General features: G+C 48.7%; 12 protein-coding genes. 1 reads left to right on the forward strand and 11 read right to left on the reverse strand.

Translation table 11 applies throughout. From position 1 onward, the window contains the following. Nucleotides 1-20: 20 nt before the first annotated feature. From ACVA58_RS20840 to ACVA58_RS20875, 8 genes are all read right to left on the reverse strand, one after another. A complete protein-coding gene (locus ACVA58_RS20840; RefSeq protein WP_446512286.1) occupies nt 21-971 on the reverse strand; it encodes a S1 family peptidase in 951 nt (316 codons plus the stop codon). Nucleotides 972-1,178: 207 nt separating this feature from the next. Then, nucleotides 1,179-1,643, reverse strand: a complete 465-nt coding sequence (gene pyrI / locus ACVA58_RS20845) for an aspartate carbamoyltransferase regulatory subunit (RefSeq protein ID WP_446512287.1) — start codon at nt 1,641-1,643, stop codon at nt 1,179-1,181. 15 nt (nt 1,644-1,658) lie between these two features. Beyond that, a complete protein-coding gene (gene pyrB / locus ACVA58_RS20850) occupies nt 1,659-2,588 on the reverse strand; it encodes an aspartate carbamoyltransferase (protein WP_446512288.1) in 930 nt (309 codons plus the stop codon). Nucleotides 2,589-3,028: 440 nt separating this feature from the next. Beyond that, on the reverse strand, nt 3,029-4,039 hold the full coding sequence (locus tag ACVA58_RS20855; protein WP_446512289.1) for an ornithine carbamoyltransferase: 1,011 nt from the start codon (nt 4,037-4,039) through the stop codon (nt 3,029-3,031). Between the two features lie 127 nt (nt 4,040-4,166). After that, complete coding sequence (gene arcC, locus ACVA58_RS20860) at nt 4,167-5,078, reverse strand: carbamate kinase (RefSeq protein ID WP_446512290.1); 912 nt, start codon at nt 5,076-5,078, stop codon at nt 4,167-4,169. Between the two features lie 130 nt (nt 5,079-5,208). After that, entirely contained in the window at nt 5,209-6,429 is a 1,221-nt protein-coding gene (arcA, locus tag ACVA58_RS20865) for an arginine deiminase (protein ID WP_428655905.1), read from the reverse strand. 848 nt (nt 6,430-7,277) lie between these two features. Continuing rightward, nucleotides 7,278-8,723 carry a YfcC family protein gene (locus tag ACVA58_RS20870; RefSeq protein WP_446512291.1) on the reverse strand — a complete coding sequence of 482 codons (1,446 nt, stop codon included), beginning with the start codon at nt 8,721-8,723 and terminating at the stop codon, nt 7,278-7,280. 147 nt (nt 8,724-8,870) lie between these two features. Next, nucleotides 8,871-9,089, reverse strand: coding sequence for a hypothetical protein (locus tag ACVA58_RS20875; protein ID WP_446512292.1), 219 nt, complete (start codon nt 9,087-9,089; stop codon nt 8,871-8,873). A 395-nt stretch (nt 9,090-9,484) separates the two neighbouring features. Here ACVA58_RS20875 and rraB point away from each other — a divergent pair, with 395 nt between their 5' ends. Continuing rightward, the gene (rraB, locus tag ACVA58_RS20880) at nt 9,485-9,883 is read left to right on the forward strand and encodes a ribonuclease E inhibitor RraB (protein ID WP_255045092.1); all 399 of its coding nucleotides are present in this window, start codon (nt 9,485-9,487) and stop codon (nt 9,881-9,883) included. Between the two features lie 104 nt (nt 9,884-9,987). On the opposite strand, the gene ACVA58_RS20885 is transcribed toward rraB, so the two are convergent. From ACVA58_RS20885 to ACVA58_RS20895, 3 genes are all read right to left on the reverse strand, one after another. Then, entirely contained in the window at nt 9,988-10,893 is a 906-nt protein-coding gene (locus ACVA58_RS20885) for a bifunctional helix-turn-helix transcriptional regulator/GNAT family N-acetyltransferase (protein WP_446512293.1), read from the reverse strand. Between the two features lie 36 nt (nt 10,894-10,929). Next, nucleotides 10,930-11,400, reverse strand: a complete 471-nt coding sequence (locus ACVA58_RS20890; RefSeq protein ID WP_446512294.1) for a DUF2061 domain-containing protein — start codon at nt 11,398-11,400, stop codon at nt 10,930-10,932. A gap of 222 nt (nt 11,401-11,622) precedes the next feature. Then, nucleotides 11,623-14,499 (reverse strand): valine--tRNA ligase, encoded by a 2,877-nt coding sequence (locus ACVA58_RS20895; protein WP_446512295.1) that lies wholly within the window; start codon nt 14,497-14,499, stop codon nt 11,623-11,625. Nucleotides 14,500-14,508 lie beyond the last annotated feature (9 nt).

Here is a 14,508-nt window from a genome sequence, read left to right on the forward strand (position 1 = left end):
ACAAAACGCCACCTATATGGTTAGAATGAGGAATTATATCCCGATTGATCAAGAAGGGTCCGAGGATTTAACTTGACTTCCTGTTGGGGTTGGTTCGCTGCCACACCGTCGTTTTCTTCGGGAAAATTAAGTCCTGACAGGTTGTTTGTTGAGTAGGTATTGCCTTGATTTGTTGGTAGGAAAGCGCGGCGTTGAGGGTTGCCTGCTTGAGTGTACGTGGTGGTCTCTGAGGTGTTGCTGGCAATCTGGATTTCTTCTGTGCCCGGACGGTTGAGTTGGCTGACGTAGTCCGAGACCTTGACCCCTGCAAGCTCGGTACTGGCCGACTGAACTTCGATACCCAAGGCGTCCAGCCAGTCAAAAATCAATGGTGAGGGGACAAATTGGCTGTAGCGGATTGCAGGCTGCAGATTCTGCAATTCTTCCGGGTTATCGACGATGGCCACGGTGATCCCGGCTATCTCTCCATCAGCGTTGAATACTGGCCCACCGCTCATCCCCGACATTACAGGGGCATCACTGAGCGAGTAGAGGCAGTCGGTACTGGTATCGACCACATCCTGAATGTATCTCCCTTCACCGCTAACGGCTGTCCCTACCAGAGAGTGACCATGGTGGATAACGGGCTGGTCGGGGTATATTAACCCCCAGGTCGGTTGGGCATTTGAGGAGCGAGGGACCAAAGCCAAATCACACGCAGGGTGATAGATGACACCCGCATCCCAGGACAACTGGGCCACATGCTTGGCGGTGATCATATAGTCATTATTGACCGGGACCGCGGAGCCAAAGCCGCCTAGCAGCATGGGCACCCCTATTACCACCATTTCATTGGCTGAATGTTGGTAGGTTTGCTGGACCGGGCCATTGCTGGCCACACAACCAGACAGGGCGACGGCAGAAATACAGATATGACTGGGACGTGAAAGCAGGCACCTGACTGCTTTTACAAGGTGCGCAATATTTCTCATTTTACTAGCCTTATTTTTTATAGTTTTTTTAGTGCCGGCATGTAGGGCCGGAATAATAAAGGTAGTGAGTAGTGAGAAGCGGGAGATGGTCGGAAGTGAGAATAAAAAAGCCTGCTCAACTTTGAGCAGGCTTTCTTTTTACTTGGGCAGGAAATTTCGCTAATGAGACAGCTTTTCAGCTGGTTAGCGATGCTCTCAACCTGTAGCTTAGTTGTTCTCAGTCATGATTTCGCGTGAGAATACTTTTTCGCAGTACTTACACTTAAGTTGGATATCTGCTTTTTTGGTGATCACTTTGAAGCTGCTGTCGACTGGCTCACCATGCGAGATACAGTTGGTATTTGGACACTTGAATACCGCATTGATTTGCTCTGGTAGGGTTAGGCACAGCTTCTTTACTACTTCGTAGTTTTCGATTTGGTTGACTGTTGCCTGTGGTGCGTACAGTGCCAGTTGGCTCGCCTGCTCTTCACTGATGAAAATGTTTTCTATCTTGATGAGATCTTTGCCGTTAAGCGCCGAAGATGGCAGGTTAAGGCCAACAGTGACGCGCTGGTTGGTCTTGTGCATTTTGAAAAGTTTCAGTACTTTGAAGCCCACATTTGCAGGGATATGGTCGATAACCGTACCGTTCTTAATCGCTTCAACCTGTAGTTGTGTTTCCTTCGCCATTGTTTTCTCTCCTGCTTAGATTGCTTCGTTTAGGACCAGTGCCAATAAGGCTTCACGTGCGTACACACCGTTTTCTGCTTGCTGGAAGAAGTAAGCATGTTTTGTCTTGTCGACGTCGGTGGTGATTTCGTCAATGCGTGGTAGTGGGTGCAGTACTTTGAGGTTGCTACGGGCATCGGCCAGCATTGATGCGGTCAGGATGTAAGCCGCTTTCATGTGGGCGTATTCAGACTCGTCGAAGCGCTCTTTCTGGACACGAGTCATATACAGGATGTCTAGCTCAGGGATCACCTCTTCCATCGCGCTGTGAACGCTGTAGCTGATACCAGCTTCGTCCAGCTCTTCGCAGATGTAGTCTGGCATTTCCAACACTTCCGGTGCGATGAAGAAGAACTTCACGTTGTTGAACTTAGCAAGAGCTTGGGTTAGGGAGTGAACAGTACGTCCGTATTTTAGGTCACCAACGAAAGCAACATTGAGGTTATCCAGCGTGCCTTGAGTTTCGTAGATGGTGAACAGATCCAGCAGGGTCTGGGTTGGGTGTTGGTTGGCACCGTCACCACCGTTAATCACTGGGACACCGTTTGAAAATTCAGAAGCCAGGCGCGCTGCTCCTTCTTGCGGATGGCGCATAACGAAGGCATCAACATACGAGGAGATGACCTGGACGGAGTCAGCAAGGGTTTCACCTTTCTTCGCCAGTGACGTGTTACCGCCGTTGTCAAAGCCAATCACGGTACCGCCCAGGCGCTGGATAGCGGTTTCAAAAGATAGGCGGGTACGGGTGGATGGCTCGAAGAAACAGCTTGCAACGACCTTGTTCTTCAGAAGTTCAGGGTTCGGATCGGCTTTCAATTTACCGGCAGTCTCTACTACTAGCTCAAGCTCACTACGGCTCAGTTCCGGAATGGAGATGATGTGCTTTTGAAACAGCGAATTCGCCATGGCTTCTCTTCCCTTTTAATTACGATGATGAACGACAGGTGCCCGCTGGTGTGGGCAGCAGGCAAAAAAAAGCCCCCTTAATAAAGGAGGCTCTTTTTACAAAAACAGGAAAAACAAAAAACGGCGCCTGCACCGAAAGTCGGTGTAGGGTCATCAGGTTTAGCTGAAAAGACGGGCGCATTTTTTATCTCTCTCTAGACAAATTGCGAAGGATTATACCCCCATTTCTAACGAACGCAAGCGTTTGCCTAAAGTATTCATTTAGTGGAACTTTATGCAGTTTTGTTGGGTATTTTTCGGGCTAGGAAAGGTGAACTAACCCTGTGATCTATAAGGGCTTGTTTTTGTAGGTAGAAAGCGGAAAGTGGGTAGGGAGGCATAAAAAATACCGGCCCGAAGGCCGGTATGGGTTTGAGAGTAATTACACTCAAGAGAGTCGATTACTGACCTAGCGTGGCAACCATGATTGCTTTGATTGTGTGCATACGGTTTTCCGCTTCGTCGAATACGATTGAGTGCTTAGACTCAACCACTTCGTCTGTTACTTCAACGCCGTCTTTCAGCATTGGGTATTCTTGAGCTAGCTCTTTACCAACTGTTGTGTCTTCACCGTGGAAAGCTGGTAGGCAGTGCATGAATTTCACATGTGGGTTACCGGTTGCTTTAAGCATATCCATGTTTACTTGGTAAGGTAGCATTAGGTTGATACGCTCAGCCCATGCTTCTTTCGCTTCACCCATTGATACCCATACGTCAGTGTATAGGAAGTCACAGCCCTGAACGCCTTCTTGCACGTCTTCAGTCAGGGTGATTTTTGCGCCAGTTTCTTCTGCAATTTCGCGGCATTGTGCCACTAGCGCTTCTTCAGGCCAGAATGCTTTTGGAGCAACTAGGCGGATATCCATGCCCATTTTCGCTGCGCCAACCATTAGAGAGTTACCCATGTTGTTGCGCGCATCGCCTAGGTAAGCAAACTTCATTTCGTGTAGTTGCTTGCCACGGCCGTGTTCCATCATAGTCAGGAAGTCAGCTAGGATTTGTGTTGGGTGGAATTCGTCTGTTAGGCCGTTCCATACAGGAACACCTGCGTGTGCGCCTAACTCTTCAACGATTTCCTGACCAAAGCCACGGTACTCGATACCATCGTACATACGGCCTAGTACACGTGCTGTATCTTTCATTGACTCTTTGTGACCGATTTGAGAACCCGATGGGCCTAAGTATGTCACTTTAGCGCCTTGGTCGAATGCAGCTACTTCGAATGCACAACGAGTACGAGTTGACGATTTTTCAAAGATTAGCGCGATGTTCTTACCTGTTAGGCGAGGTTGCTCGTAACCGTTGTACTTCGCTTTTTTCAACTCAGCAGATAGGTCTAGCATGTGTTGAATCTCACGAGGAGTGAAGTCTAGTAGTTTTAGGAAGTTACGGTTGCGAAGGTTAAAAGCCATGATGTTATCCTCTCTGAATCTGTATCTCTCTGGCCGGATGGGGCAGGGTTTAATGAGTCTGCCCCACGACCGGAAGTTATTATGTATTGTTTAACGCATTATGTATGATTTGTGAATAAGTATTCTCTTATTCTGCAATAATATTTGTGCCAGCTTCACCTTTTAGGATGGCTAGGCCATCTGCTAGGGCACCGATCCCAACAAGCTTGCCGCCTTTTTCGATGAACTTGCAGGAGGCATCGATTTTTGGTCCCATGGAGCCAGCATCAAAGGCATATTGAGCTAGTTCACGTGGGGTGGTGCTACGCAGTGCTTTCTGAGTTGGTTTACCCCAGTCTAGGTAAACCGCATCGGCATCGGTCAGGATCAGCAGGGCATCGGCATTAAGCTGCTGGGCAAGGTATGCCGCAGACATGTCTTTGTCGATAACCGCTTCTACACCAACCAATTTGCCATTTTCTTTTTTGACCGGGATACCGCCGCCACCGGTGCAGATCACGAGGTGCTCTTGTTTGATCAAGGTCGTGATCGCATCGCTTTCGACAATACCGGTTGGTAGTGGGCTTGGTACCACGCGACGGAAGTACTGACCGTCAGGCTTGACTGTCCAGTGGTATTTTTCCGCCATTTCGCGGGCTTCGGCTTCTCCGTAGACCGGACCGATAGGCTTGGTTGGATCCGCAAAGGCCGGATCGTTCGGATCTACAGTCATCTGGGTTAGCATGCAGGAGACATCTTGCTCCGGCAGTAGGTTTTTCAGTTCTTGCATCAGCATGTAGCCAATCATGCCCTGGGTTTCTGAACCCAGTACGTCCAATGGGTATGGGTTAACTTTTTTGTACTCCAACCCTTGTAGCGCTAGCAGGCCAACCTGTGGACCATTGCCGTGCACGAGAACAACGTTGTAATCCTTGCCAATTTCCGCGATCGTCTGTGCCGCTTTGGCAATGTTCTGGCGCTGGATATCGGCTTCGAGTGGCTCGCCGCGGCGAAGCAGGGCATTACCGCCCAGAGCTACTACAACAGTTTGCTTGGTCATGTGATCGTCTCTCTTGGTTTACTCTCAGTTATTGTGTTTTGTTTGGCTTTTCGCCTGGATTCTGAGAGGTCTTGCTGTTTGGTAGCCGGTGCCAAGCACCGGCCGTCAGGTTTGGCTAATTACCTCGGTATTAGATACCGTCACGCTCGATTGGGCAGCTCATGCAGCGAGCACCACCACGACCGCGGCCTAGTTCATCACCTGGGATAGGTAGTACTGTGATGCCAGCTTTGTCGTACTTCTCGTTGGTGTAAGTGTTACGCTCGTAACCAATAACCACACCAGGTTTCACAGTCAGTACGTTGTTCGCATCGTTCCACTGCTCGCGCTCTGCTTCGAAGCTGTCACCACCTGTAGTGATTAGGTTTAGCTTGTCGACGCCTAGTGCTTTTTCGATAGCGGTCACGAAGTAACCTTCTTCCTTCACGTTGACCGCGCCAGATTCGTCGCCAGTTAGGCTCCAGCACTGAACGTCTTTACGTACAACTTCTGGGTAAACAGAGAAAGTATCTTCACGCATGTGCGTCATAACAGTATCTAGGTGCATGCAAGAACGGTGCTTAGGTAGTTGCATTGCGATAACTTGCTTCGCTTCACCGTGCTTAAATAGGCTTGATGCTAGTTGCTCAACACCTTGTGGAGTTGTGCGCTCAGACATACCGATAAGAACCGCGCCTTTACCGATAACCAGTACGTCACCGCCTTCGATAGTAGAGTTGTCGTACATCTTCTCTTCGTCGCCGAAGTACTTGATGAAGTCCTGACCTGCGAAGGTTGGGTGCCAGCGGTAGATAGCACGAACGTGGTTTGTTTCACGTTGACGAGCTGCTTTCGCCATTGGGTTGATAGATACACCGCCGTATACCCAGCAAGATGTATCGCGAGTAAATAGGTGGTTTGGTAGTGGTTCAATGATGAAGTCAGTTGGCTCGTGCATGCCTTGCATCATTGAAGAAGATTGAATAGGTAGCTCAGCGTAGCTAAGGCCGCCAAGAAGAATTGAAGACAACTCTTTGCTTGGTAGGTCTGCAAGGAAGCAACGTACATCGTTAGCGAATGCCATACCTAGGCGGTAGTCAGAGATTTGCGTTTGAAGAAGCCAATCTTTTGCTTCTGGCACTTCTAGCGTATCTGCTAGCAAATCACCAAGAAGCATTACTTCAACACCTTGCTCACGTAGTGTGTTAGCAAATACGTCGTGTTCTTGGCCAGCGCGCTCAACCGCTAATACATCATCAAATAGTAGATCGTGACAGTTTGATGGAGTTAGGTGAGTTAGTGCACGCTCTGGACGGTGGATAAGAACGCGGCGTAATTGACCTATTTCAGAACCTACGTAGAACTTACTCATGATCGTATCTCTCTTTATTTATTGCCAATTGTTTGGCTGTATTTATTTTATTGCAAAGTAAAGGTTTGTTTATTTCTTTGCTTTCGTATCTGGGGTCCATTTTACTCCAAAGGGGGGGGCAGTCTTAGAGGTCTATCACACTTTTATTATTAACATGGTAACGCTATATGACTGATTTATTAACATTTTTAATGCAGTTGTCACTGGGTTACATGCATGGGTATTTATGTGTTTTCGCTAAGTTTTAAGTGGCTTTGTTTTGTTTAAGTCTATGTTTTTTATGTGATTGTTTGGTGTGCTTGGAATCTTATTCAGAAAGTTTCAGGTTATGGTAATGTAAAAAGTATAATCTTATGCATTAAAAGTGTTTGTCTATATAAAAATAATCGGAATGTTACTGTGTTGGTAACAAATATTTTTCTTTTTATTTGATGTGAGTGCTTTTTTGTAATTTATATACACAGGTTTATCCGTGCTTTTTTGTTGATGAATTAAATGTGATGGCTGGGTCGTAAATATAACGCGTGTCGTTTTTATGGTGTTTTATTTATATTTTGGTTAATAGTATCTCAGGGCAGTGGAATATGAGTGCGGTGACGTTCTAAGTTAAGTACTGGTATAACCAGGTGATCTTAAGTCGCTGGGGCAGAGCGTGAGCAATGGGTTCAGTTTAAAGTGGGGAATAGAATGGCATTGACGGCCTATGCTGAGGCGAGTGACCTAGCTGTTATGCGGGGTATCACGACCGCTTATTGCGCTGTCGTAGTTGGCTGTATGGTTGGACAAGAAAAAAAAGCCGCCCCAAAGGGGGCGGCGAAACAAGCAAGATCGAAAGGGGGGATTGTTATTTACAGCATGGCGCCGACACTCAGCATCGCCATGATAAGAACGGTTAGGATACCCAGCAGCGGAGCAACCCACTTCACCCAGCGTACATAAGGGACACGGGCGATAGCCAGACCACCCATTACTACCGCTGATGTTGGTGTCATTAGGTTCACAATACCTGATGCTGATTGGTATGCCGTTACAACAAGGTCACGGCTAACACCGGCAAAGTCTGCCAACGGTGCCATGATAGGCATGGTCAATACCGCTAGACCTGACGATGAAGGCACCAAGAATGACAACAGGATCTCTAGCCAGTACATGACGTTGATGAATACGATTGAAGACAGGCCGGTTACTGTATGCTCTGCAGCATTCAGGATGGTATCTGTGATCATACCGCGGTCCATTATTACCACGATACCGCGGGCGATACCGATAATAAGTGCAACGCCCAGTAGGTCTCGAGCACCGTCGATGAAGCTTGACGTGAATTCTTCTTCGCTCATGCGGGCAATCAAGCCGATGATGATGGTCGAAGCCAGGAACATGCCTGAAATCTCAGCCATCCACCATCCTGCAACGGCTACGCCGTAAATCATGATACCGAATGAAGCGGCGAAGATAGCCAAGATGACTTTACGGGTTGCGGTGAACTCCAGCATTTCGCCAGACTGGTTACCCAAGAAGTGGGCTTTGTTCTCTTCGTACTTGTCGTAGACAATTGATTTGGTTTTATCGGCGCGAACCATTTTGGCATAGCGCATAACATAGGCAACACAGATCAACCAGCCGACTACCAGCATCGCGACGCGAAGCATAATACCATCGGTGAATGGGATGCCAGCAGCGTTAGCCGCGATAACGGTGGCAAACGGGTTGATGGTTGAGCCCAGGGTACCGATACCGGCACCGAGTAGTACTGTTGCTGCAGCAACAACAGGGTCAAAACGGGCAGCCATCATGACTGGCACCAATAGGGTGTAGAAAGGTAGAGATTCTTCCGCCATGCCGTAGATAGTACCGCCTGCGGCAAACAGTGCCATCAGTATCGGTATCATCATTTCTTCACGCCCCTGTAAGCGAGCGGTTACCCGTTCGATACCGGCATCAATCGCACCAGTCTTGGTGACGAGACCGAGGAAGCCACCGATCACCAAGATGAATAGTGAAACATCGATTGCAGCTGCTTCATATGTATTGTGGTCGTAGAAGCCGTCAATTGGTGCCAGCAGGACATCGACGACGCCTTGCGGGTTGCTTTCTACCGCATGGTAGGTACCGGTGATTGGCACTTCTTTGCCAAGATCTTCATTCATTACTCGGTCGTACTGGCCAGCCGGTACAATCCAGGTCATCAATGCGACGAGGGCAATAAGAGCGAATAAAATGGTGTAAGCAGAAGGGAATTTGAAATTGGCAAAAAAGCCGCCTTTCTTTTCCTGTTTCATTGTTTCGGTTGTCATTGTTATCTCCTTACCTCTGTACATCCAGTACAAAGGTGATTCATCTACCAGGCCTGTCGTCAGGCATGACGGGACTCGCCGGACATGACGCCGGAGCAGGCAGAACCAGGCATTAGCGGTTGCTAACGGAAATGGTTTACAGGTTGTTTATCCTTGCTGTCGAAACAGGCTGGATAGAGGTGTCAACGATGGGTGAGGTGTCGGAGCCGTATTCTCACTCCCTGGCACAACAAAGGTTGGGGAGTTGATCCCCTGCAGCTGGTCGCTGCCCAATGCGGATATCAGGTGGGTGAGTGTCCTACGGGGACGACGCAGCTGATTGCGACGTCGTCTCCCAGGCTCAAGGCCGTGGTAGAAGTTACTCATGATCGTATCTCTCGTATGCTTATTAATGGCCATCAGTCTTTGCCGTGGCTCTATTGGCTTGTTGCCAGTGGATTTTATGCCGCTGGGCGCAGTATATCTTTGGGATTGTTCACACTTTTTCAGCCCTTTCATACCGCCTGCCTATCGGTAAAGAGACCGCCTAGGGTATTTCTCTGGGTTTTATGGGTGAATATGCTATTGAGGGTTTTGTGTTTATTCTCTTGGAGCGCATATTGGGGAATATTATGCATTTCCCTACTTCATTGCTTTGCGAAATAAATCGGCAGATAGTTTGATAAATATCAAGTTTTCGAGTGAGGGAGATTTCACTTGGTATTTTATTGCGATCCATGCGATATTTGCGTTCGAATTTATTCCATAGGTGGAGTTTCCCCATGTCTTACGCAGAACTGATCGAAGAGCAGAAGGAAGAAACGCGCGAAATTATTGCCGCGTTGCTAGAAGATGGCAGTGTGCCTGATGCGCTTTACACTATCGAGCACCATTTCTCAGCCGATACTTTCGAAGAGCTTGAAGCTGCAGCTGTTGAAGCTTTCAAGATGGGCTTTGAAGTGCTGGAAGCGGAAGAGCTTGAGTTGGCACCGGAAGACGGTGGCGGCAAAGTGGTATGTTTTGATGCCGTGATGGAATCTGCGCTGAATGCAGAGGTCATTGATGAGCAGGCTGATAAGCTGATCCAATTGGCTGAGAAACACAATATTGATTACGACGGTTGGGGCACTTACTTCGAGTCGGGTGAAGACGACGAAGAAGAGGGCGAAGACGAAGAGTAATCTTCGCCTGCCATAACTGCACTTCGAAAAGCTGGCCCAAGGCCAGCTTTTTTGTTTCTGCCTGATTCCCAAGCACCTTGGCGTTACTTGGGGATATTTTAATCTCAGAGCGTCTTGAGCATTCTGACTTCGCAGGCATCATGGCCGGTCTGCCCCATGGCATGGGGGATCCGGACAAAACCCAATCCCAGATACAAGTTGATGGCAGCTTGCAGTGAAGCGGTGGTTTCGAGGTAGCATGCCTTGTATTGTTGCTGGCGGGCAAACTTCAGTGCCGTGGCGGCGATCCGCCGGGCGAAGCCTTTACCTCGTAACTCCGGCAAGAAATACATCTTTTGCAGTTCACATACTCCTTCTTCTCCGGCAAGGGATGCGATCCCTCCGCCGCCAAGGATGCGGTTGTCCCTTTCTACCACCCAAAATGCGCTTCCAGGCGCGCTGTAGACCTCGCTGAGCGCATCCAGGGTCGGATCCGATACACCATAGCCTTTATCGGCTGTTAAGCCGTGCTCGTCCGATACCCTACGAACTACAGCAGCCATAGCTGCATTATCGAGTGGGGTTAGAAGCCGTAGCTGATAGCCTTCTTGCTGCTTGTTGGCCTGAATTGCTCTGGTATAGCGCTGCAGGCTTTGGATCAGGCTGGCGATTTCATCTTGATCGAGCTGCTCCATGAAGTGGGCGACTTGCTGGTTGAGTGACTCGTTGAGGGTGTCAAGCAACGCTTGGCCTTGTATGGACAAACGGGAGAGTTGCTTACGGCCGTCTTCGGGATCGGCATGGGTAGTCAGCAGCCCGGCATTGAGCAGGCTGGCACTCGTTCGGCTGGCATTGGATTTATCCACCCTGAGTCGTGCGGCAAGTTGGTTGACGGACAGTGGGTGGTTTTCCAGTTCAATCAGCGCGTGAGCTTGGACTGGCGTGATATCAAGATTACCGCATTGGTGGTCAAGCATACCCAATTCCCGCACGAGTAGGCGGGATTGGGCTCTGAGGGAAGCTGCGTCCATAGGTGTTCTCTTTTTAGTTGCTTTTTACAACTAAATTTAGTTGCCTGTCGCAACCTTGTCAACACTGATATCACTAATGTCGGCACATTGTTGTAATTCTCCGTGGTGGCAAGCAAGGTGCCCTAAGGCCTCTTTGGCTGCCTGCTGTGCTGTTTTTTTCTGCCAGATACGCTCGTGGAAGTAGTAGGCCACGGTGTTGATCGCAGGCTCAATGGATGCCATGACACTACCTATCAATACATCCCCGGTCAGCAGGTAGGCGACACCAAAAGCGACGCTGAAGTGGACAACGGCAAAGCTAACGGTCTTTCGGCCCGGTTTGGCGTAGCCTGCGCGTAGCAATGCTCTACTCTGCCAAGCTTTCTCATGAAAGTAGAAGGCCACTGTGTTGACCATCGGTTCTATCATGGCAATGAGGCTGCTAATTAATATTTCCCCAGTCAGTAGGTAAGCAACACTAAACGCGACAAAAAAATGGATGATGGCAAAACTAATGGTCTTTTTCATGGTGGACTCTCCCTCATTTGATAACTAGATATTAATGATAATCGTTATCATTTGCAATTTATTATCATCTATTCCTTTGATAGGTGTGATCTATGAACAAACGACAGGGTGATATTGAAAAAGGAAGTGTGTTGTTAGGGGGTGGATAGCAAAGGCAGGCATTTGGCGGTAATAAAAAAGCCGGCGTGAGGGCCGGCTTTGAATCAATTTGGAAATTGGCAATTAAAGCGCAGCGATAGTCGCTTGCTGCTCAGCCAGTTTCACCAAGGTTTCTTTGTAGCCTTCAAGCTTTTCGCGCTCTTTTGCTACTACGGCTTCCGGTGCTTTGGCGACGAAACCTTCGTTGCCTAGCTTACCTTCGATACGTTTGATCTCACCTTCCGTCTTCTTCACTTCACCCGCTAGGCGAGCAAGCTCAGCATCTTTGTCGATAAGGCCAGCCATTGGGATCATCAGCTCAGATTTACCCACCAGTGCGGTTGCACATGCTGGAAGCTCTTTGCCATCAAGAAGTTCACCGTCAGCCAGTACCTTAATGCCTTCTAATTTAGCAAGAGACACCAGTACTGTACGGTTTGCTTCGATACGGGCTGCATCTTTCTCGTCAGCGGCTTTCAGCATGACGTCAAGCGCTTTGCTTGGTGCAATGTCGTACTCGGCACGTAGGTTACGGATGCTAGTGATGAAGGTTTTCACCCACTCAATATCTGCCAGTGCGCTCTCATCGAAGTTAGCTTCGTCGAACTGTGGTAGTGCCTGAGTCATGATTGTTTCACCTTCAACACCATCTACTAGCGGCATTACGCTCTGCCAGATAGATTCAGTGATGTAAGGTAGAACAGGGTGTGCAAGACGTAACGTTTTCTCAAGTACAGTGATCAAAGTACGACGCGTTGCACGTTGCTGCGCTTCGTTACCTTTCCACAATACAGGTTTAGTCAGCTCTAGGTACCAGTCACAGAATTGGTTCCAGATGAACTCATAAATTGTGCCGGCAGCCATGTCTAGACGGAAATTTTCAATGTGTGCATTGAAGTCTTTCGCCGCGAGTTCGAATTGAGATTCGATCCACTTATCTGCTAGAGAGTACTCGAGCTCAGCGCCTTCACTGAAGCCGCAATCTTGCTCTTCCGTGTTCATCAGCACGTAACGGCTTGCGTTCCAAAGCTTGTTACAGAAGTTACGGTAACCTTCTAGGCGTTTCATATCCCAGTTGATGTCACGACCTGTTGAGGCCATTGCAGCTAGAGTGAAACGCAGGGCATCTGTACCGTAAGGTTCAATACCGTCTTCAAAAGTCTTACGTGTTTGTTTTTCGATCTTCGCGGCAAGTTTTGGCTGCATCATGTTGCCACAACGCTTTTCTACAAGCTCTTCAAGACCGATACCATCGATCATATCGATTGGATCAAGAACGTTACCTTTCGACTTCGACATCTTGTCGCCGTTTTCGTCACGGATCAGACCGGTCACGTAAACTGTTTTGAATGGTACTTGTGGCTTGCCGTTTTCATCTTTACAGAAGTACATGGTCATCATGATCATGCGGGCAACCCAGAAGAAAATGATATCAAAACCAGTTACCAGTACATCCGACGGGTGGAAGGTTTTAAGATCAGGTGTTTGCTCTGGCCAGCCTTGGGTACCGAATGTCCAAAGTGCTGAGGAGAACCAAGTGTCCAGTACATCGTCGTCTTGGCGCAGAACCACAACCGGTGCCAGATTGTTGTTTGCACGTACTTCTTCTTCAGTACGGCCAACATAGACATTACCGTCGTTATCGTACCAAGCCGGGATACGGTGGCCCCACCAAAGCTGACGAGAGATACACCAATCTTGAATATCACGCATCCAAGAGAAGTACATGTTTTCGTATTGTTTAGGAACGAACTGGATTTCACCGTCTTCTACAGCCTTGGTTGCCGTTTCTGCAAGTGGTGCAGCACGTACATACCATTGGTCAGTCAGCATTGGTTCGATAACTACGCCACCACGGTCGCCGTAAGGTACGGTCAGATCGTGATCCTTGATTTCTTCAAGCAGGCCAAGCTCATCAAGCTCTGCAACAACCGCTTTACGGGCTGCGAAGCGTTCCATACCGTGGTATTTCGCTGGTAGCTCAGTGCTGTATGCATCGCTAGCCTCACCGTTGGTGGTGAAGATCTCAGCAGCATCGCGAATGTCGGCATTGAAGGTCAGGATGTTGATCATCGGCAGGCTATGACGTTTACCCACTTCATAATCATTGAAGTCGTGCGCAGGAGTGATCTTCACACAACCTGTGCCTTTTTCCATGTCGGCATGCTCATCACCAACAATTGGAATACGACGGTCAACGATAGGCAGAAGGATGTCTTTGCCAATCAGATCTTTGTAGCGTGGGTCTTCCGGGTTAACAGCAACACCGGTATCACCGAGCATGGTTTCTGGACGGGTTGTTGCTACCACAATGTAGTCTTTGCCTTCCGCCGTCTTCACGCCGTCAGCCAGCGGGTAGCGGAAGTGCCACATGTGGCCTTTCTTGTCTTTGTTTTCTACTTCTAGATCAGAGATAGCGGTGTGCAGCTTTGGATCCCAGTTAACTAGGCGCTTACCGCGATAGATGAGATCATCTTCGTACAAGCGAACAAACACTTCTTGAACAGCATTAGATAGACCGTCATCCATCGTAAAGCGTTCACGATCCCAGTCTACAGATGCACCTAGGCGGCGAAGCTGTTGAGTGATGTTACCACCAGACTCAGCTTTCCATTCCCAGATTTTGTCGATGAAGGCGTCACGGCCGTAGTCGTGTTTAGTCTTACCTTCTTCGGCTGCAATCTTACGCTCCACAACCATCTGGGTTGCGATACCCGCGTGATCGGTACCGACTTGCCATAGGGTATTCTTGCCCTTCATACGCTCACAGCGGATCAGGGTATCCATGATGGTATCCTGGAACGCGTGGCCCATATGTAGGCTACCAGTGACGTTTGGCGGTGGGATCATGATGCTGTAGGCATCTTTTGATGTGTCACCGTGAGGCTTGAAGTAACCAGCCTCTTCCCAGCGCTGGTACAGCGCTTTTTCAATTGATTGTGGGTTGTATGTCTTTTCCATAGCGCTCTT

The sequence above is a fragment of the Photobacterium sp. DNB22_13_2 genome, from assembly GCF_052873915.1.

Bases quoted from the DNA above. Each gene is read 5' to 3' on its own strand.
- pyrI (WP_446512287.1), bottom strand. From the start codon at position 1,643: ATGGCGAAGGAAACACAACTACAGGTTGAAGCGATTAAGAACGGTACG.
- ACVA58_RS20890 (WP_446512294.1), bottom strand. From the start codon at position 11,400: ATGAAAAAGACCATTAGTTTTGCCATCATCCATTTTTTTGTCGCGTTT.
- ACVA58_RS20870 (WP_446512291.1), bottom strand. From the start codon at position 8,723: ATGACAACCGAAACAATGAAACAGGAAAAGAAAGGCGGCTTTTTTGCC.
- arcA (WP_428655905.1), bottom strand. From the start codon at position 6,429: ATGAGTAAGTTCTACGTAGGTTCTGAAATAGGTCAATTACGCCGCGTT.
- pyrB (WP_446512288.1), bottom strand. From the start codon at position 2,588: ATGGCGAATTCGCTGTTTCAAAAGCACATCATCTCCATTCCGGAACTG.
- ACVA58_RS20855 (WP_446512289.1), bottom strand. From the start codon at position 4,039: ATGGCTTTTAACCTTCGCAACCGTAACTTCCTAAAACTACTAGACTTC.
- ACVA58_RS20895 (WP_446512295.1), bottom strand. From the start codon at position 14,499: ATGGAAAAGACATACAACCCACAATCAATTGAAAAAGCGCTGTACCAG.
- ACVA58_RS20875 (WP_446512292.1), bottom strand. From the start codon at position 9,089: ATGAGTAACTTCTACCACGGCCTTGAGCCTGGGAGACGACGTCGCAAT.
- ACVA58_RS20885 (WP_446512293.1), bottom strand. From the start codon at position 10,893: ATGGACGCAGCTTCCCTCAGAGCCCAATCCCGCCTACTCGTGCGGGAA.
- arcC (WP_446512290.1), bottom strand. From the start codon at position 5,078: ATGACCAAGCAAACTGTTGTAGTAGCTCTGGGCGGTAATGCCCTGCTT.
- rraB (WP_255045092.1), top strand. From the start codon at position 9,485: ATGTCTTACGCAGAACTGATCGAAGAGCAGAAGGAAGAAACGCGCGAA.
- ACVA58_RS20840 (WP_446512286.1), bottom strand. From the start codon at position 971: ATGAGAAATATTGCGCACCTTGTAAAAGCAGTCAGGTGCCTGCTTTCA.